Source organism: Arthrobacter sp. UYCu511, from assembly GCF_040547105.1.
Classification (GTDB): Bacteria; Actinomycetota; Actinomycetes; order Actinomycetales; family Micrococcaceae; genus Specibacter; species Specibacter psychrochitiniphilus.
Map to the genome: position 1 here is coordinate 327479 of NZ_JBEPPB010000002.1, position 18056 is coordinate 345534.

General features: G+C 62.0%; 17 protein-coding genes. 13 read left to right on the forward strand and 4 right to left on the reverse strand.

Annotated elements, in window-relative coordinates; translation table 11 throughout:
- Window positions 1-54: 54 nt before the first annotated feature.
- The 4 genes from ABIB48_RS04790 to ABIB48_RS04805 all read left to right on the forward strand — a co-directional run bounded on the left by ABIB48_RS04790 (window position 55) and on the right by ABIB48_RS04805 (window position 2406).
- The gene (locus ABIB48_RS04790) at window positions 55-957 is read left to right on the forward strand and encodes a DUF4031 domain-containing protein (protein WP_354212296.1); all 903 of its coding nucleotides are present in this window, start codon (window positions 55-57) and stop codon (window positions 955-957) included.
- On the forward strand, window positions 954-1250 hold the full coding sequence (locus tag ABIB48_RS04795; protein ID WP_354212297.1) for an ASCH domain-containing protein: 297 nt from the start codon (window positions 954-956) through the stop codon (window positions 1248-1250). The genes ABIB48_RS04790 and ABIB48_RS04795 overlap by 4 nt, the downstream gene beginning before the upstream one ends.
- A gap of 131 nt (window positions 1251-1381) precedes the next feature.
- Complete coding sequence (locus ABIB48_RS04800) at window positions 1382-1699, forward strand: cold-shock protein (RefSeq protein WP_315913919.1); 318 nt, start codon at window positions 1382-1384, stop codon at window positions 1697-1699.
- Between the two features lie 47 nt (window positions 1700-1746).
- A complete protein-coding gene (locus ABIB48_RS04805; protein WP_354212298.1) occupies window positions 1747-2406 on the forward strand; it encodes a pentapeptide repeat-containing protein in 660 nt (219 codons plus the stop codon).
- Here ABIB48_RS04805 and ABIB48_RS04810 read toward each other — a convergent pair.
- Entirely contained in the window at window positions 2403-2552 is a 150-nt protein-coding gene (locus tag ABIB48_RS04810) for a hypothetical protein (protein ID WP_354212299.1), read from the reverse strand. The genes ABIB48_RS04805 and ABIB48_RS04810 overlap by 4 nt on opposite strands.
- 237 nt (window positions 2553-2789) lie before the next feature.
- On the opposite strand from ABIB48_RS04810, the gene ABIB48_RS04815 reads away from it, so the two are divergent.
- On the forward strand, window positions 2790-4463 hold the full coding sequence (locus ABIB48_RS04815) for a sialidase family protein (protein ID WP_354212300.1): 1674 nt from the start codon (window positions 2790-2792) through the stop codon (window positions 4461-4463).
- 107 nt (window positions 4464-4570) lie between these two features.
- Here the strand turns inward: ABIB48_RS04815 and ABIB48_RS04820 are convergent, their stop codons facing one another.
- Complete coding sequence (locus ABIB48_RS04820) at window positions 4571-5092, reverse strand: PspA/IM30 family protein (protein ID WP_354212301.1); 522 nt, start codon at window positions 5090-5092, stop codon at window positions 4571-4573.
- A gap of 6 nt (window positions 5093-5098) precedes the next feature.
- Complete coding sequence (locus tag ABIB48_RS04825; protein ID WP_354212302.1) at window positions 5099-5677, reverse strand: hypothetical protein; 579 nt, start codon at window positions 5675-5677, stop codon at window positions 5099-5101.
- A gap of 248 nt (window positions 5678-5925) precedes the next feature.
- On the opposite strand from ABIB48_RS04825, the gene ABIB48_RS04830 reads away from it, so the two are divergent.
- From ABIB48_RS04830 to ABIB48_RS04845, 4 genes are all read left to right on the forward strand, one after another.
- Window positions 5926-6327: a YccF domain-containing protein gene (locus tag ABIB48_RS04830; RefSeq protein ID WP_315913915.1), complete on the forward strand. Its 402-nt coding sequence runs from the start codon at window positions 5926-5928 to the stop codon at window positions 6325-6327.
- 53 nt (window positions 6328-6380) lie between these two features.
- The gene (locus ABIB48_RS04835; RefSeq protein WP_110105189.1) at window positions 6381-6617 is read left to right on the forward strand and encodes a hypothetical protein; all 237 of its coding nucleotides are present in this window, start codon (window positions 6381-6383) and stop codon (window positions 6615-6617) included.
- Window positions 6617-7228, forward strand: a complete 612-nt coding sequence (locus ABIB48_RS04840) for a HutD/Ves family protein (protein WP_354212303.1) — start codon at window positions 6617-6619, stop codon at window positions 7226-7228. The genes ABIB48_RS04835 and ABIB48_RS04840 overlap by 1 nt, the downstream gene beginning before the upstream one ends.
- Before the next feature lie 178 nt (window positions 7229-7406).
- The gene (locus ABIB48_RS04845) at window positions 7407-8540 is read left to right on the forward strand and encodes a cation:proton antiporter (RefSeq protein ID WP_315913913.1); all 1134 of its coding nucleotides are present in this window, start codon (window positions 7407-7409) and stop codon (window positions 8538-8540) included.
- A gap of 118 nt (window positions 8541-8658) precedes the next feature.
- On the opposite strand, the gene ABIB48_RS04850 is transcribed toward ABIB48_RS04845, so the two are convergent.
- Window positions 8659-10377 carry a DEAD/DEAH box helicase gene (locus tag ABIB48_RS04850; RefSeq protein ID WP_354212304.1) on the reverse strand — a complete coding sequence of 573 codons (1719 nt, stop codon included), beginning with the start codon at window positions 10375-10377 and terminating at the stop codon, window positions 8659-8661.
- A 327-nt stretch (window positions 10378-10704) separates the two neighbouring features.
- Between ABIB48_RS04850 and trmB the strand changes: the two genes are divergently transcribed.
- The 4 genes from trmB to narJ all read left to right on the forward strand — a co-directional run bounded on the left by trmB (window position 10705) and on the right by narJ (window position 18055).
- Window positions 10705-11646, forward strand: a complete 942-nt coding sequence (trmB, locus tag ABIB48_RS04855) for a tRNA (guanosine(46)-N7)-methyltransferase TrmB (protein ID WP_354212305.1) — start codon at window positions 10705-10707, stop codon at window positions 11644-11646.
- Between the two features lie 348 nt (window positions 11647-11994).
- Window positions 11995-15708 carry a nitrate reductase subunit alpha gene (locus ABIB48_RS04860; protein ID WP_315913910.1) on the forward strand — a complete coding sequence of 1238 codons (3714 nt, stop codon included), beginning with the start codon at window positions 11995-11997 and terminating at the stop codon, window positions 15706-15708.
- Window positions 15708-17438, forward strand: a complete 1731-nt coding sequence (narH, locus tag ABIB48_RS04865) for a nitrate reductase subunit beta (RefSeq protein ID WP_110105194.1) — start codon at window positions 15708-15710, stop codon at window positions 17436-17438. The genes ABIB48_RS04860 and narH overlap by 1 nt, the downstream gene beginning before the upstream one ends.
- Window positions 17435-18055: a nitrate reductase molybdenum cofactor assembly chaperone gene (gene narJ / locus ABIB48_RS04870; protein WP_110105195.1), complete on the forward strand. Its 621-nt coding sequence runs from the start codon at window positions 17435-17437 to the stop codon at window positions 18053-18055. Before narH ends, narJ begins: the two co-directional genes overlap by 4 nt.
- Window position 18056 lies beyond the last annotated feature (1 nt).

An 18056-nucleotide genomic window follows, 5' to 3' on the forward strand; every position in this document is an offset into this window, starting at 1 on the left:
AGGAAAGTCTATGTGGGGCGGCTGCAGTTCACGTCACCGGCATAAGCTGAGTCCATGATCTTCATCGATCCGCCCTACTGGCCGGCACACGGAACAGTGTTCTCTCACCTGATCTCAGACACGTCCGTGGCGGAGCTCCACACCTTTGCCGCCGCCAACGGCGTGAGCGAGCGAGCCTTTGACCTGGACCATTACGATGTCCCGGAGCGGCTTTACAACGCTCTCGTGGAGGCTGGGGCCACACCGCTCTCCGGAAAAGAACTGGCACGGACCCTGGCCGCGTCCGGTCTGCGCATCAAGGCGAAATACCGGGTCAAGTCCGTCGCTTCTGTGCTCGAACGCCGCTGGCAAGCGCTCATGCCGGGGCAGGCGAACTTGGGTGTTGAGCTGCTGGGCCGCTGGAATGAACCCCACCGCAGCTACCATTCCGCCACCCACCTGCTGGCGGTTTTGGAGGCCTTGGAGCTGCTGACCGAACGCCGCGTCCTCCAAACGGTGGCCCTTGCGGCCTGGTTCCACGACGCCGTCTACAACGGCAGCGCCACCGATGAGGAAGACTCTGCTATTTTGGCACAGGCGTGCCTTGAAGGCGTTTTGCCGGACACCGACGTGGCTGAGGTAGCTCGACTCGTGCGACTGACCGCCACGCACTCCCCCGCACCCGGAGACGACGCCGGCGCACTCCTGTGCGATGCCGACCTGTCCATTTTGGGCGCAGCCTCCGAGCACTACAACCGCTACGTTGCGGGCGTTCGCAGGGATTATACCCACGTCCCGGACGAAGAATTCACAAAGGGGAGGGCCGCCGTCGTGCTCCAACTGCTAACCCTTGACCCGCTGTTCAGAACGGCAAAGGGCAGGGAATTATGGGCAGAACAGGCCCAGGGGAATCTCTCCATGGAATTAGCGCACCTGAATCAAATAATATCCGAGAAGAAGGAATCCAGTACCCCATGACAGATTTCAGTTCCCTGCCCATCTGCGAATTCGCATTCCCGGGCCCGCTGCGGGACCAGCTTGTGGCAGCCGTTCTTGACGGATCCAAGACATCCACCACGGCCACACTCATTGAGTATGAAATTGAGCAGGAGGAACTGCCGTCCGTGGGGCTGCAGGAGGTGGTGGTTGATTCGGCAGGGAAGGGTGTTGCCATCATTGAAATGACGGAAGTCCGCCAGGCCCGGCTGGCCGAAGTGGACCTGGCGCACGCCGTAGATGAGGGCGAAGGTTTCACCACGGTGGCCCAGTGATGCCGGCCATGAGGAGTTTTGGCATTCCGCGGACATGCGTCAGGCCATGCAGGACCCAGAATTCACGGTGAATGATGACACCATGCTGGTACTCCAACGCTTCACGGTCATTTCGCGGCTACCCTGACGCCATGGTAACCACAGGCACAGTCCGCAGCTGGAATGACGAGGAGGGGTGGGGAGTCATTGACTCGCCCGTTACCCCCGGCGGTTGCTGGGTCAGCTTCGCCGACGTCAGGCTTCAGGCGCCGGGCTTTCTCTCGCTGAGTCCCGGACAGGAGGTCCTCTTTGAGTGGGAGGCCGCGGACCAGGACGGCTTCTGCTTCAGAGCAAGGGCGGCCACCCCTGCCGGGGACGGTATCCGTGCCGTGATCCCGCCACCGGCGAACCCCATGAACAACCCTGGCGGCACCTACCGGTCCAGGCTGTCCATCCGCTTCGACGAGTGAGGCAGTAGCGGAATTCGAAGACCGCCGCAGCCGGATAGCCTAAGAGCATGGCATCGAAGAACACACCTCAGGCACCCCGGCTCACTTCCCTTGACCTGCACGATCTCGTGGAGAATGAGGATGCCTTCTTTGGCCCTGGAGAGAGCTATGACGGAGAACGTTTTGACCATCCCGGCTTTGACGAGGCAAACCTGACGTCCACAGATTTCATTGACTGTGAGCTCAACGGCCCCACCATGAACAACACCGAGATGCGCGGTGTACGCTTCCGTGGCACAGCACTCAATGACAGCTTTGCCCCGGTCATGAAGGGCCCGCGCACCAGCTGGCGGGACACCAATGTCACCTCGCCGCGGTGGGGTTCGGCCGAGCTCTATGACAGCAGCTGGCAGTCAGTGCGGATCGACGGAGGAAAGATCGACTTCCTGAACCTGCGCGCATCGAAGATCGTTGACCTGCAGATCAGCGATGCCATCATCGGTGAACTGGATTTAGGTGGCGCCACGGTGACCCGCATGTCCCTGAAGAACTGCCGGATCGGTACCTTGGATCTCCAACAGGCCACGCTGAAGGATCTTGATCTACGCAGCACGGAGTTCCGTACCCTCCACGGCATTGGTTCCATGGCCGGCGTGGTGATAGACGACTACCAGCTGGGGCTGCTGGCTCCCCTCTTCGCAGCGCATCTGGGCATCACACTCGCCTAAGTGGTCATCATCTTCAGGTCATTGCGCTGAAGTCCGAGCTGGCCTAACGCCTCCTCGCCCCGGTACCGCGAAACGTCCCTGGCAACGAGCTGAAAAATGCCAGGAAGATCCTCTTGGCGGCACAGTGATGCACGCCGCAATACCATCAAGCACTCCCAAACCGGCGGTGGGGTCACGCTGACTATCGTCAACAACGGAACTGTTGGGTACGCCGTCGGATCTTCACACACCCGGCAACGGGATCACCGGATCCGGCCGCTCGTTGGCGCCGCTGAGAAGGCATGGCAGCAGGGCTGGATCTAGGCCATTGAACCCCTGAGCGCAACTTCCGGTGATGGCTCACAAAACTGCCGGTTCACGGCGGAAAACGCTAGACTGACTTCATGATGCCACGTCCTACCTCAGCAGCGGAGCTGACGGAACATGACCTACGAGAAACCGTCACAGCCGAGGTTGTCTTGGCCCGCCGGGGCGTTTGTGGCCACCGCCAGTACCGCATTCCGGCCCTGGCTCTCTCCCCCCGCGGCACCCTCCTCGCCGCCTATGACGGCCGGCCCAATCTGGATGATCTACCCAACCCAATAGACCTGTTGATCCGGCGCAGCACAGACGACGGCGCCACATGGGGACCACAGCAAACCATTCGCACCGGAACCGGACTTGATGGCTACGGCGATCCGAGCCTGCTCGTGGACGTGGAAACCGGCCGCATTTTCTGCTTCCATGCAGCCGGCACGCACGCTGGCTTTTTCGAGGCCGCGCCGGGGCTGGATAACCCGGACGCCATTCAACACGCAGATCTCAGTTTTTCCGACGACGACGGCGCCACCTGGCAACACCGCCGCCTCACCGCCATGCTCAAGGGCAGCGGCGTCACTGGACTCTTTGCCGCAGCAGGTGCCGGGATTCAAATCCACACAGGCCCCTTCGCCGGCCGCCTGATTCAGCAGTTCGTACTCCTACACGAGGGCAGCATCAAGGCCGCCAGCGCCTACAGTGACGATCATGGCGAGAGCTGGTCGCTGGGCGAATACATTACTGGCGGCAATGAGAACAAGGCCGTGTGCCTGGCCGACGGCACCTTGTTGATGCATTCGCGCGCCACCCCGCACCGGCTCACCGCATCCTCCTCCGATGGCGGCCAAAGCTGGACGCCGGCACGTCCCCACCCGGAACTACCTGACCCCAGCGACAACGGTTCCGTGGCCCGTTTTGACGGCCTGCCCAACGTCTCACAGTTGGCCTGCGCTGAGACCAGTAACTGGCTAATTGCCACCCACAACCATGACCCGCTCCTGCGCCGCAATACCCTCCTGAAACTTTCGCAAGACAACGGCGCAAGCTGGCCATTCGCTCTCGAACTCTGCGGTGGAAGCTCGCAATACTCCACGGCTGCGCGGCTGCCCGATGGCCGGATTGGGGTCCTGTATGAACGGCAGGGCTACCAGGAAATTGTGTTCACCAGCATCGATCCCCAGGACTTGCTCGCCTCCCCCGCCGCTACCCTGACGCACACCACTGGCACCGCCGTCTCGCGCGGCATTGCCCTTGATGTGGTGTTGCGCTCCATCACGCCCGCCCGCCCAGCCCGGTGGGAAAGTGTTGGTGAGAGCTTTGTACTGACCCAGACCGACGGGGACTGGGATCCGGCCGCCTGGAAGGAAGTGGGCCAGGGTTATTCCGAGGACGCCCCTCAGGTCCTCTCCAATCGGGAATCCCAGGACCTCAATTATGGTGCAGTGGTGCCCGGATACAAGGCTGGAGATGTGCTGGCCTTTGCCGGCCGAATTCATAATACGGGCACCGTGGCTGCCCCCGCAGTGGCCGTATTCCTTGACGGCGGGCCTTCTGGCAACGCCCCGATTATGGGGTGGCAGCCTCTGGAACCCGGAGTCACGCTCGGGTTCAGCAGTAACTACACGGTAAGCGATGCGGACATTGCCACCGGTTCGTTGACGCTGGTGTTCAGCATGGGTGTCGATGCGGGTGTGGCCACGTCCGGGGCACTGCACAGCTTCACCTTTGACATGGTGTCAGGAGATGTCACCGAGCACTAAGACGCAGCTTCTGCACACCGTTTGGGCCCAAATGACGCGCAGCACTTGAAGTGGCACGCCATTCGCAGCAAACCGTGTGCATGAGCAACATGCAGTCTGGTTGCAGGTTAGTTCTCGTCAAAGTCCCGCAACGCTTTGGCGATGGACTGGTGGGCGTCTGCGGAGGTGTGGGCTGCTTTGAGTGTTTCCGCCGTGACGTTGAAGCCGGAAACCCGGGCCTGCAACTGGGTGAGTGCCGCTATCAGCATGGTCTCTTGTTCCGCGAGAGCATCCCGTTGAGAGATGAGATCAGCCATCTGCTCACCCATGATGTGGTGCCTGCCCAGTGCGGTTTGCACCGCTCCTTCATCTCCGGCGAGCCTGGATCTCTCTGCCTGGGCGGTGAGTGCGTCCAGAGCCTTTTGAAGATCCGCCCGCTGGAGATCCAGCCGCTGTCTGCTGACGGAAACATCTGCGACGCCGCGACGCATCTTTTGCACGGCGGCCTGCTGTTTGAGTTGGGCCTCCGTCACGCTGAGCTGTGCACCGGATGAGTCACGAGCGCGGTCACTGGCAGAGGCACCGGGCCAGAGCTTCTGGGGGGAACTCTTGTGGCCAAAGAGTGCCCTGATCCGGGAAACAATATTCATGAATTGTTACTGCTCCGGGCCAAGATCGGTGTACGTTTTGGACCAGTTTGCCAGCATGGTGGCTTCAATTTCCAGGGTTCGGGTGAGGTCGCCCAAGTCCGCGCTTCCGGCTGGGGCGGCGGCACTGGCCAGAGCGTTCCGGACACCCTTGGCCGTCAGCGTAATCTGTTCAACCTGGCCCGCCAGCGTTTTCGCATACAACGCTTGAACTGCGGGATCGGGCTCGCGCTGGGCTACAAGAAGCTGATGCTCCATGACGGTGCCGGTCTGCTGGAGTGTGTTGAAAATGGACTCAAGATTGCCCGTGTACTGCCCTGTCGACTGCGCCACGGCGAGGGAACGCTGGGTGGCATCAAGTGATTCCGCGAGGGCCACCCGCTGTTTCAGGATGGCTGCAACGGGTCCAGTGCTGGATTCGGCCCGGGCCTTTAATGCGCCGCGTTTTGCCGACTCATATTTTGGCTTGCCAATTTTGACCAAGCCCACCACGCCGCGAGAGATCAACACCCCTATAGTGATGGCCACACCTAGGACAATGGCGATGATCACCAGCATGAGGATCAAAAAAACTGTGCCGAGGTCCATGAACTGTCCGTTTTCCTGACGCTTGAAGGGTGAGTGCTCCTAGAAATCAGCGTAGCACCGGCCGCGGTGTCTATCCCGGCTTCCATCCGGGTGCTTTCCATCTTTCCAACCGTCTGCTCCAGCAGCGAAAATTTTGCCCCAACTACCCCACAACCAGGCTGCGAACCCGGACACCAGCAGCCAGATTCAGGTGGAAGCACAGGGACATCCCTGATGTGTTTGTCAGTGGCTCAGTGCACAATGGTGTGATGAAGACAATCTTGAATGTCATTTGGCTAGTATGTGGCGGTTTCTTCCTAGCACTGAGCTATTTTTTGGCAGGCATTGTGTGCTGCATCCTCATTATCACCATCCCCTGGGGCATTGCCTCGTTCCGCATTGCCGGGTACGCACTGTGGCCCTTTGGCCGCATGGTGGTGGACAAACCAGGCGGGCCCGGCGTGGCAAGCACTCTGGGCAATGTCATCTGGATTGTTGTTGCCGGCATCTGGATTGTGATCGGCCACGTCACCACGGCGTTCACCATGGCCATCACCATCATCGGCATCCCTCTGGCCATCGCGAACCTGAAAATGATCCCGGTGTCCCTCATGCCGTTGGGGAAGGAGATTGTTCCCACCAATCGCCCCTTTGTTAGCACCTACCGGTAGCGGGTTACGAGCCTTGCACACTGGGATAACGTACAGCCGCGTAAGCTGGTGCCATGAGCACTAAGAAAAGCGACTGGCTAGATATTCTGGTCAATTTCGCCAGTTTTGCGGCCATGATCCTGGTCCTCACCTTTGCCCGTTTTGGGCTGCCCCTGAAGATCGTGCTGGCGTTCGCCGTGTCCTTGGCCATTACGGGCGGCTGGTCGTACTACAAACGCAAGCTCCGCCGCCGCCCGTCAAACCTCAAACGCTTGCACGTGTACAGCGAGAAAAGCGTGGACGAAAAATAGTGGAGATCATTCGCTACGCCTCCCTCAAGGCTGCCCCGTGGGCCAATGGCGGCGGAATCACCCGGCAAATCGCGGCAGGCGCCGGCACCGGCACCGGCGCAGAGTGGGATTGGCGCCTGAGTTTGGCCGAGGTATCCAAGGCTGGCCCGTTTTCGCCGCTGCCCGGCATTGACCGGATCATCACCGTTGTGGAAGGTGAGCTCATCGCGCTAAGCGTGGACGGCGTTGAGCAGGCTCTGGAAAAATTCCGCCCCTTCCGCTTTTCCGGCGACGCTGACACGTCCGCCACACTGCCCACGGGCGCGCTGAAGGATCTGAACCTCATGACCCGCCGCGGCGCGTTCAAGGGCTATGCGGCCATCATCGAGTTGTCCAAGAAGCGCCCGCATCCCGTCTTCGCAGACCAGTTTGCGGTGCTGTTGCAGGGTTCGGCCACGGTTTCCCCCGGTTCCACAAATTCCCAGCCTGCCTCGGACGACACCGAAGCCTCCACCCCTGCGCCCGTCACCGAGGCGCTGGGCAAGTTCGACACCGTGGTTGGCTCCGAGGATGCCCCGGAGATTTCCGGCCGCGGCTTCCTGGCCGTGCTGAGCATCGACCCGGCAAGCTAGCACCAGCCGCTAAAACTGTTCGGGTTCATTGCCCCACTCAACCCTGACACCTCCGGTCTCGGTATGATCAATGCTTGTCCTGATCTCGGCCGGGGCGGCCCATGGGCAAAAACCCGCCTGCCGTGCACAATAAGCACATGAACCCGCGATTTTTGCGCGCCACCTGCCAGGCCCTGCCATGACATTGCCCCTTCTGGCCATGATCTGTGCGGTGGCCTTGCTGGGACCACTGTTGGCCTTGCCGCGAAAATGGCACATCCCTGTGGTCATTGGTGAGCTGCTTGCCGGCATTCTTATAGGCCGAACGGGCCTGAACCTTGTGGTTCCGAGCGATTCCACCTTCACCTTCCTTGCCGACATAGGATTTGCGTTGATCATGTTTGTGGCCGGTTCCCACGTGCCCATCCGAGACAAACAAATTCGGTCGGCGCTTGGCAGCGGCGCCGTGGCTCTCGTGGTGGTGGCGGTGGCCGCGGCCGCCGTGGGCATCGGGCTTGCAGCCGTCTTCGGCAACGGCCATGCCCCGCTTTATGCCGTGCTGCTGACCTCGTCCTCCGCAGCCCTAGTGCTGCCAATCATCGGTTCGCTGGGGTTGTCCGGTCCCTCCGTGCTGGCCATGACGGCGCAGGTGGCCTTAGCCGACACCCTTGCGATTGTGGCCCTGCCTCTCGCACTGAACCCGTCCACCGCGGGGCGGGCCGCGCTCGGTTCGCTGGCGGTGTTGGCGGGTGCCGCCGTCGTATTTCTCATTCTCCGCCAAGCTGACCAAAAGGGTCTCCGCCTGCGCTTCCACAAGGTGTCCGAGCGCCGCAAGTTCGCGTTGGAGCTGCGCATCCAGCTCATCATTCTGTTCGCGCTGGCGGGGCTGGCAGTGTGGGGACACGTCTCCATCATGCTCGCGGGGTTCGCGTTTGGCCTTGCCGTTGCGGGGGTGGGAGAGCCCCGGAGGCTGGCGCGGCAGCTTTTTGCCCTCACCGAGGGGTTCCTGGGGCCGGTGTTTTTCCTGTGGCTGGGCGCATCGTTGAACCTTAACGAGCTCGCCGCCCATCCACCCATGGTGCTGCTTGGGCTGGCACTGGGGCTTGGCGCCATCGCTGTCCACGCACTGACCCGCCTCCTGGGTCAGCCGCTGCCGTTGGCGGTTTTGTCGGCATCGCAGTTGGGCGTGCCCGTTGCGGCCGCCACGATTGGCATCCAGCAGAACCTGTTGTCCCCTGGTGAACCCGCGGCGCTTGTCCTAGGCGCCCTCGTCACCATGGCCGCGGCGACAGTGGCGGGGAGCCGCTTTGTTTCCCGAAAACCGACGGCTTGAATTCCAGCGGCCCAAAGCTCGCCGCCGTTAAATAAAACCGACCCGCAGTAGTGGTCGAAAAACCCCCAGAATTTCCGGGATTCTTCGACCACTACTGCGGGTCGGTTTCGTGTAAAGGCTAGTGGCCGCGACGCTGGTTTGAGGCAGGTGCCGAGGCACGGCGGGCTCCGCCAGCGGAGCGTGCCGGGCGGGACTTGTCGCCGCCGTTGGCGTTGTAGCTGCCACCGGAGGTGCCACCCGTGTTGGAGGACCAGGCAACGCTGGATCCGCTGCGTGCACCGGCGCCTTCGCGTGAGCCAGCGCCTTCACGTGAGCCGCCCTGAGGTGCGCGGCGTCCGCGTGCCACGTCGCCGTCGCGGGCCGGGCGGCCCTCGCCGGAACGTACGGGGCGGCCCTCGCCGGAGCGTGCCGGGCGGCCTGAACCGGCCGGGCGTGCGCCCTGCTGAACACCTTCGCGGCGTTCACCGCGGTTGCCCGCAGCAGCGCCGCGCTCGTTGGAGTCGGCGGAAACGCGTCCACGGCCGCCTCGGCCGCCACGTCCACCAGCGGTGGGGGCAGCTCCGGTACGGGCGCGCTTACGCTGAGCGTTTGCACCGGTTGAGGTGCCGCCGCCCTGGGCAGGCTGCTTCGAGGCTAGGAGAGTCGCACGGGTGCGGGGATCGATCTTGTCCGCAACGTCGCCTACCAAAGTGGCAATGACGGGAGATGAAGTGGTGACGCGCTCAAAGTTCACGTCAACGCCTGCTGCACGCATGAGCTTCTTGACGTCGCCCTGCTGCTCGGGAAGCGTCAAGGTGACAACAACGCCGTCGGACCCGGCACGGGCGGTACGGCCTGAACGGTGCAGGTATGCCTTGTGCTCTGTGGGCGGGTCAACGTGGATGACCAATTCAATGTCATCAACGTGCACGCCGCGGGCGGCAACGTCGGTGGCAACCAGGACGCGAACGTCTCCAGTGGAGAATTCGGCAAGGTTCCTATCGCGAGCATTCTGCGAAAGGTTTCCGTGCAGGTCAACGGCGGGGATACCGGCGTCGGTCAGCGTCTTGGCAAGCTTGCGGGCGTGGTGCTTGGTGCGCATGAAGAGAATACGGCGGCCGGCGCCGGATGCCAATTCAACAATGACCTGCTTCTTGACGGTCTGATCGTTGACCACCAGGACGTGGTGTTCCATGGTGGAGACGGCGGCCTTGGCCTCGTCCACCGAGTGGGTGAGCTGGTTGGAGAGGTAGCGCTGAACAATCTTGTCCACACCGTTATCCAAGGTGGCGGAGAACAGCATGCGCTGGCCCTGCGTGGGAGTGGTGTCCAGAAGGCGCTTGACAACAGGCAAGAAGCCGAGGTCAGCCATGTGATCGGCCTCGTCCAGGACGGTGATCTCAACGCTTTCCAGCGAAACGATGCGCTGCTTCATGAGGTCTTCAAGGCGGCCCGGGCAGGCGATGACAATGTCAACACCGGCGCGCAGCGCCTTTTCCTGGCGAGCCTGTGAGACGCCGCCGTAAATGACAGTGGTGTTCAGGCCCATGGCCTTGGCGAGGGGCTCGATGGTGTTGTTCAGCTGGGTGGCCAACTCGCGTGTGGGTGCCAAAACCAGGCCCATGGGACGGCCCGGCTTGCGGAAGTAAGGGGCTTCACGCTCGGCCAAACGGGCAACGAGCGGGATAGCGAAGGCAATGGTCTTGCCGGAGCCGGTGCGGCCGCGGCCCAGCACGTCACGTCCTGCCAGAGTATCTGGGAGAGTCTTGACCTGAATGGGGAATGCTTCTTCAATGCCCTGAGCGGCGAGTGAAGCAACGATTTCCTTGGGCGCACCAAGGGCAGCAAAAGTTGTCATGTAAAGAGAGAATCTTTCGTAAGGCGGTTCAACGTCCCACAATCAGTTTTGACCGCGGGTTCGCCGATTCAATGCCAGAGCGAGTCAACCGCGGCTGCCTCAAGGCAACCCCATTGCGGGACTAGATGCATGCGTTCATCGACGCAGAATGCGCTTGAAGCACATTAAGTATGTTCATACTATCAGCGGCACGACGCCGGGCACCCCCAAAGTGCCGCATCTCACCCTCGGCGAGCCTGCCCCATGCACAGAACACCGCCCCGTCAACCCCTGGATACGGCCCATTTCACGAAGTCGCCACAAAAAATCCCGGTACCCTTAATGGTGATGAGTGAAATCCCAGCTTCCAGCCCCGAACTGCCCGCATCCGCCCCCGATGCCTCTCTCACCGGCCACTGCGCCAGTGACCAGCAGCGGGCCCCGCGTACCGAAGACGGTTCGGCACGGCCAATTACCCCGGGCAGCCAAGCCGCAGAAGGCACCTACCGCTCCCAGCCCGTCTCTTTTGTGCGCCGCGGTACGCGTTTGCAGGGACGCCGCCAGCAGGCCTGGGATGACCACTCCGATACCTTGGCCGTGGACGTTCCCCGCCACATCTCTGACACATCGGTGCATCCCGATTACGTTTTTGACGCCCAGGCGGAGTTTGGCCGCATAGCCCCTCTTGTTGTTGAAATTGGCTCCGGCCTAGGCGATGCCGTGATCCACGCCGCCAAGGAAAACCCTGACAAGGATTTTTTGGCGGTGGAGGTCTACACGCCCGGGCTGGCTCAGACCATCCAAAAGATTGTTGCCAACGGGCTGGAAAACGTCCGTGTGGTCCAGGCGAATGCGCCGGAAGTTCTCAGCTCCATGCTCCCGGCGGGTTCCGTCAGCGAAGTATGGGTGTTCTTCCCAGACCCCTGGCACAAGACCAAGCACAACAAGCGCCGCATGGTCAAGGACACCTTCGCCCCGCTCGTGGCTCGAGTCCTGACGGAAGGTGGCTTCTGGCGCCTGGCCACAGACTGGTCGGCCTATGCAGAGCAGATGCTTCAGGTGGGCATTGCCTCCCCTGACTTCAGCAACCTGCACGACGGCGAGCGCACCGGTGCGCACAGCCCCCTCACCGAGGCGCGGCGCAGCGGAGTTGATTGCGAGCAAAGCCAGGACCTGGACCTAGTGGGCGGTTGGGCCCCCCGCTTTGACGGGCGCATCCTGACCAGCTTTGAGAGCAAGGCGCATAAGGCTGGGCGAGTCATCTTCGATCTCACCTTCCGCCGGAACTAACACCACCGGCACCGTCCTGGCCACTGCGCCATGCGGGCTAAGGGGTGGTCCACTGCTTCATGCAGCGGACCACCCCGCTTTTTTTGTTTAACGTATGCGCCCGCCGGGCTTCTATAACGGCGCAGCTGGCACAGTGGCGCCCCTTAGCACCCCACCCGGGCACATACAGAACGGGCGTCATAATTACACAAGTGGGCGTCATTTTTAATGACCCAAAGGGGCCAGATTCCTCTTCCGCAAGTTAAAGTCGCATGAATTAGGCAAGAATTAGATCAGAATTAGCACACCCTAACGTTGACTATTCCAAGGGCTGTAGAAAACCTCTTCTAAGCCACATATGGTGAGCTCATGACTGCTGAACCAATTGTCGCTGGGGTCGATGGACCGGCGTCGGACGCGATGTTAAAACTGGGCCGCTTTTTCACCAAGTGGGACGAGAGCGCTGATTCCCGCGCCGTGTTCCGGGAGGGCGGCCGGGCCGGTGACATCTTCTACCGGGACCGGTGGAGCCATGACAAGGTGGTGCGCTCCACGCACGGCGTGAACTGCACGGGCTCCTGCTCATGGAAGGTTTACGTCAAGGACGGCATCATCACATGGGAGTCCCAGCAGACCGATTACCCCAGCGTGGGCCCGGACAGCCCCGAGTATGAGCCCCGCGGTTGCCCCCGCGGCGCAGCGTTCTCCTGGTACACCTATTCCCCCACCCGGGTCCGCTTCCCGTATGCCCGCGGCGTGCTGGTAGATATGTACCGTGAGGCCAAGTCCCGTTTGAAGGACCCCGTCCTGGCCTTCGCGGAGGTTGCCGGGGACCCGGAAAAACGCAAAAAGTACCAAAACGCCCGTGGCAAGGGCGGTCTGGTTCGCACCTCGTGGGCTGAGGCCCTGGAAATTGCCGCCGCCGCACACGTGAACACCATCAAGAACTACGGTCCGGACCGTTGCTCCGGCTTCTCCCCAATCCCGGCCATGTCCATGGTCAGCCACACCATCGGCACCCGTTTTGTCCAGCTCGTGGGCGGGGTCATGACGTCCTTCTACGACTGGTACGCCGATCTTCCCGTCGCCAGCCCGCAGGTCTTTGGCGATCAGACGGACGTCCCGGAGTCCGGGGACTGGTGGGATGCCACGTACTTGATGATGTGGGGCTCCAACGTCCCCGTCACCCGCACCCCTGATGCGCACTGGATGACTGAGGTCCGCTACCGCGGCACGAAGGTCATCGCCATCAGCCCCGATTACGCGGACAACACCAAGTTCGCCGACGAATGGCTCCCGGCCCAGGCGGGCACCGACGCCGCCCTCGCCATGGGCATGGGCCACGTGACGCTCAAGGAGTTCTTCGTGGACCGTCAGGTCCCGTTCTTCCAGGACTACGTGCGCCAGTTCACCGACCTTCCCTTCCTGGTGCGCTTGGAGAAGAACCACGACGGGACGTACAACGCCGGGAAGTTCCTCACCGCCGCCTTCGTCCCCGGCAATGAGCTCGAAGAGGACGCCGCGTTCAAGACGATGCTCTTTGACAAGGTCTCCGGCACGGCCATCATCCCCAACGGAACCCTGGGCCACCGCTATTCCAAGACCGGTGAGGGCAAGTGGAACCTTGACTTGACCGGCATCGAACCGGCCTTGAGCCTGGAGGAAGTCTCCACGGAGTCCGCAGAAGTCCTTCTGCCGTGCTTTGAGGATCCGGGCGGGGCAGGTTCCGTGTTGCGGCGCGGCGTCCCCACCACTGTGGTGGGCGGGCACCTTGTCACCACCGTCTATGACCTCATGCTGGCGCAGTACGGTGTGGGCCGCCCAGGCCTTCCCGGCGACTGGGCCAAGGACTACAACGACACATCCACCCCCTACACCCCGGCGTGGCAGGAGGAGATCACCTCGGTCCCCGCCCAGGCCTGTATCCGCATAGCCCGCGAATTTGCCCGCAACGCCGAGCAATCCAAGGGCCGCTCCATGATCATAATGGGCGCCGGCATCTGCCAGTGGTTCCACGGCGACACCACGTACCGTGCCATTTTGGCCCTTGTCATGTTGACCGGCTGCATGGGCCGCAATGGCGGCGGCTGGGCCCATTATGTGGGCCAGGAAAAGACGCGTCCGCTCACCGGGTGGGTGTCTCTTGCCAACGCTCTTGACTGGTCGCGCCCGCCGCGGACAATGATCGGCACCGGCTATTGGTACATGCACACCGACCAGTGGCGCCAGGACGGGTACTCGGCCGATGCGCTGAAATCGCCCCTGTCCACGGGCAGCCTGGACGGCATGCACACGGCTGACGCCCTGGCACAGTCCGCCCGGCTTGGCTGGATGCCGTTCTACCCGTTCTTTGACAAAAACCCGCTGGATATCGCCGATCAAGCCATCGCGGCGGTCGCCGCCGGTGAGGCACCCGATGAAAAGACGTGGGTGGCGCAGTCGCTCAAGAGCCGGGCACTGGATCTGGCCATCGAGGACATCGACGCCCCCGAAAACTGGCCCCGCACGCTGATCCTGTGGCGCTCAAACCTGTTTGGCTCCTCCGCCAAGGGCAACGAGTACTTCCTGCGCAATTTGCTCGGCACGCACAATAACGTGATGGGTCAGGACAGTGAGGCCTCGCTGAAGCCAAAAACTGTCAAGTGGCATGAGAAGGGTCCTGAAGGAAAGCTGGACTTCTTGATGTCCGCGGACTTCCGCATGACAAGCACCACGCTGCTTTCCGACGTCGTTTTCCCGGCGGCCACCTGGTACGAGAAGCACGATCTCTCCTCCACTGACATGCACCCGTTTGTGCACGCATTCACCCCGGCCATCGATCCGCCGTGGGAAACCAAAACCGACTTTGAGATGTTCCACCTCCTCGCCGAGGAATTCTCCCGGCAGGCGGCAAAGCACTTGGGCACCCGCAAGGACCTGGTGACCGTGCCCATGATCCACGACACCGTGGGCCAGATCGCCCAGCCAGGCGGGGTGGTCAGCGACTGGCGCGAAGACGGTATCGACGGCGTACCGGGGGCGAACATGCCCAACTTCACTATTGTGGAGCGCGACTACACGGCCATCGCCCACAAGCTGGCCGCCGTTGGACCTCTGGCAGACAAGCTCGGCTTCACGGTCAAGGACGTCAACTACAAGCTGGACAAAGCCCTGGATCACCTGGCCAAAGCCAACGGGGTCATGATGGGCGGCTACGCACACGGGCGCCCGGCCATTGATACGGACGCGAAAATGGCTGAGGCCATCCTGACGTTCTCCGGCACCTGCAACGGCCAACTCGCCGTTGCGGGCTTCAAGGAGTTGGAGAAGCGCACGGGTGTGAAGCTGGCGGATCTGGCCGAGGGCAGCGAAGAAAAACACATTTCCTTCGCCATGACCCAGGCCGGGCCGGTTCCTGTCATCACGTCCCCGGAATGGTCGGGTTCGGAGACGGGCGGGCGGCGCTACTCACCGTTCACCCAAAACATCGAACGGCTCAAGCCCTTCCATACGCTCACCGGGCGCATGCACTTCTTCCTGGATCACGACTGGATGATCGATATTGGCGAGGCCTTGCCGATCTACCGCCCACCGCTGGATATGCAGCGTTTGTTTGGGGAGCCGAAGTTCGGCCCCAACGGGGAGAAGGAGGTGGTGGTGCGCTACCTCACCCCGCACTCCAAGTGGTCCATTCACTCCGAGTACCAGGACAACCTGCTCATGCTCTCGCTTTCCCGTGGCGGTCCCACGGTGTGGATGAGTCCGCAGGATGCCAAGTCCATCAAGGTCATGGACAACGACTGGGTGGAGGCGGTGAACATGAACGGTGTGTTCGTGGCCCGCGCCGTGGTTAGCCACCGCATGCCAGAGGGTGTGGTGTACGTCTACCATGCCCAGGAACGCACTATCGATGTGCCCAAGTCCGAGGCCACCGGCCGGCGCGGCGGCATCCACAACTCTCTGACCCGGCTGTTGGTCAAGCCGTCTCACCTGATTGGCGCCTACGGGCAACAGACCTACGCGTTCAACTATCTTGGCCCAACAGGTAACCAGCGAGACAACGTTTCCACTATTCGTCGCCGTTCCCAGGAGGTGCAGTACTAATGCGTGTAATGGCTCAAATGGGCATGGTCATGAACTTGGACAAGTGCATTGGCTGCCACACGTGCTCCGTCACGTGCAAGCAGGCATGGACCAACCGGGCAGGGGTGGAATACGTCTGGTTCAACAACGTAGAAACCCGCCCCGGACAAGGCTACCCACGCCGCTACGAGGATCAGGAAAAGTGGAAGGGCGGCTGGGAGCTGAACAAGCGCGGCCGCCTCAAGCTCAAGGCCGGTGGGCGTGTAAAGAAGCTGTTTGGCCTCTTCGCCAACCCCATCCAGCCCGAGCTCAAGGACTACTACGAGCCCTGGACGTACGACTACAAAACCCTCGTTGACGCCCCCTTGGGCGATGACTTCCCCGTGGCACGGCCCAAGTCCCTGATCACCGGCAAGGACACCAAGATCACATGGAGCGCCAACTGGGATGACGATCTGGGCGGCACCGAGGAAATGGGTCACCTGGACCCGATCGTGGAGAAGGTGCGCCGCGAGTCCGAGGACAAGATCAAGTTCGAGTTCGAGCAGACGTTCATGTTCTACCTGCCCCGCATTTGCGAGCACTGCCTGAACCCCTCCTGCATGGCTTCATGCCCGTCCGGCGCCATTTACAAGCGCGTGGAGGACGGCATTGTTCTGGTTGATCAGGACCAGTGCCGCGGCTGGCGCCAGTGCATGACAGGCTGCCCGTACAAGAAGATCTACTTCAACCACAAGACCGGCAAGGCCGAGAAGTGTACGTTTTGCTACCCGCGCATCGAGGTGGGCCTGCCCACCGTCTGCTCTGAAACCTGCGTTGGCCGGCTGCGGTACTTGGGACTGTTCCTGTACGACGCCGATGCCGTCACCGCTGCTGCCTCGGTCACCGACCCGCAGGATTTGTACCAGGCGCAGATGGATGTGCTGCTGGATCCCAACGATCCCGCCGTCATCAAGGCCGCCCGGGAGCAGGGCATCGCCGAGGACTGGATCGATGCTGCCCAGAAGTCTCCCGTGTATGCGCTGACCAAGGTATACAAGCTGGCTCTTCCATTGCACCCGGAATACCGCACCATGCCCATGGTTTGGTACATCCCGCCGCTCTCCCCCGTGGTTGACCTGCTCCGCGATCAGGGCCACGACGCGGAGGATTCGGGTGTGTTGTTCGGCGCCATTGACGCCTTGCGTATCCCGGTGGAGTACCTGGCGGAGCTGTTCACCGCCGGGGACACGGAGCTTGTCACGGGTGTGCTGCGCAAGCTGGCCGCCATGCGAGCCTACATGCGCGGTATTTCTCTGGGTAACGATCCCGATGAATCCATTCCTGCCTCGGTGGGCATGGACGGGGAAACAATGTATGAGATGTACCGGCTGATGGCGATCGCCAAGTATGAGGAACGCTATGTGATCCCGAAGGCACACGCCGAGCAGGCACATGACCTGGAGGAAATGGGGTGCTCCCTGGACTTCGACGGCGGACCCGGCATGGGCGCCATGGGAGACTCCCCGTTCGGCGAAGCAAGCGGACGCCCCACCCCGGTTGCCGTGGAAACGTTCAATGCGTTGCGAGACCGCCAAACCTCCGACTCCGTCGCGGGGGCAGACACCCTCCGTGGGCGTGTGAACCTGCTCAACTGGGATGGCAACGGTGCACCTGCCGGACTGTTCCCCCAGCATCACCCCACCGAGCCGGACCGCGATGAGCGTGAGGGCGACCTCGAGAGCGCAATCGAAGGCGGTGGCGGTTCATGAGCCGCAAAGATCAGGTGACGTTCCTGGCTGCGGCGTGGTGCCTGTCCTACCCGGATGAGCTGTTGCTGGAACGGGTTCCGCTCATGCGGGCCGCACTCGGCGAGTTCCCCGGAGCCCTGGCCCCGTTCGCCGTGGTGCTTGATTCCTTCCAAGACAATGATTTGATGGCGCTGCAGAGCCAGTACGTCGCAGAGTTCGATCTCGGCAAGCGCCACGCCCTGCACCTCTCCTACTGGACCGACGGCGATACCCGCCGCCGCGGCGAGGTCCTCGGGGCGTTCAAGAAGGTGTACCGCGGTTCCGACACCCTGGTGAACACGCGCGGAGAATTGCCCGACTTTTTGCCCATGGTGCTTGAATTCGCGGCAACCGTTGACATGGCCACAGGTAAAGAATTGTTGCAGCAGTACCGGCCCAGCCTTGAGCTGATCAAATTTGGGCTGCTACGTGATGACTTGGCGCACACCGAGATTGTGCAAGCCGTTTGCAACACGCTGCCCGGGGCCTCCCCGGCAGATGAACAAGCCGTCATGCGGATGGCAGGCTTCGGCCCGCCCACCGAATCCGTGGGTCTGGACCCTTACGACCCCCGGCTGCTGCCCATGAAAGGGGCATAAG

Coding starts and splice junctions, on each gene's coding strand:
- ABIB48_RS04790 (WP_354212296.1), top strand. CDS start 55: ATGATCTTCATCGATCCGCCCTACTGGCCGGCACACGGAACAGTGTTC.
- ABIB48_RS04795 (WP_354212297.1), top strand. CDS start 954: ATGACAGATTTCAGTTCCCTGCCCATCTGCGAATTCGCATTCCCGGGC.
- ABIB48_RS04800 (WP_315913919.1), top strand. CDS start 1,382: ATGGTAACCACAGGCACAGTCCGCAGCTGGAATGACGAGGAGGGGTGG.
- ABIB48_RS04805 (WP_354212298.1), top strand. CDS start 1,747: ATGGCATCGAAGAACACACCTCAGGCACCCCGGCTCACTTCCCTTGAC.
- ABIB48_RS04810 (WP_354212299.1), bottom strand. CDS start 2,552: ATGGTATTGCGGCGTGCATCACTGTGCCGCCAAGAGGATCTTCCTGGC.
- ABIB48_RS04815 (WP_354212300.1), top strand. CDS start 2,790: ATGATGCCACGTCCTACCTCAGCAGCGGAGCTGACGGAACATGACCTA.
- ABIB48_RS04820 (WP_354212301.1), bottom strand. CDS start 5,092: ATGAATATTGTTTCCCGGATCAGGGCACTCTTTGGCCACAAGAGTTCC.
- ABIB48_RS04825 (WP_354212302.1), bottom strand. CDS start 5,677: ATGGACCTCGGCACAGTTTTTTTGATCCTCATGCTGGTGATCATCGCC.
- ABIB48_RS04830 (WP_315913915.1), top strand. CDS start 5,926: ATGAAGACAATCTTGAATGTCATTTGGCTAGTATGTGGCGGTTTCTTC.
- ABIB48_RS04835 (WP_110105189.1), top strand. CDS start 6,381: ATGAGCACTAAGAAAAGCGACTGGCTAGATATTCTGGTCAATTTCGCC.
- ABIB48_RS04845 (WP_315913913.1), top strand. CDS start 7,407: ATGACATTGCCCCTTCTGGCCATGATCTGTGCGGTGGCCTTGCTGGGA.
- ABIB48_RS04850 (WP_354212304.1), bottom strand. CDS start 10,377: ATGACAACTTTTGCTGCCCTTGGTGCGCCCAAGGAAATCGTTGCTTCA.
- trmB (WP_354212305.1), top strand. CDS start 10,705: ATGAGTGAAATCCCAGCTTCCAGCCCCGAACTGCCCGCATCCGCCCCC.
- ABIB48_RS04860 (WP_315913910.1), top strand. CDS start 11,995: ATGACTGCTGAACCAATTGTCGCTGGGGTCGATGGACCGGCGTCGGAC.
- narH (WP_110105194.1), top strand. CDS start 15,708: ATGCGTGTAATGGCTCAAATGGGCATGGTCATGAACTTGGACAAGTGC.
- narJ (WP_110105195.1), top strand. CDS start 17,435: ATGAGCCGCAAAGATCAGGTGACGTTCCTGGCTGCGGCGTGGTGCCTG.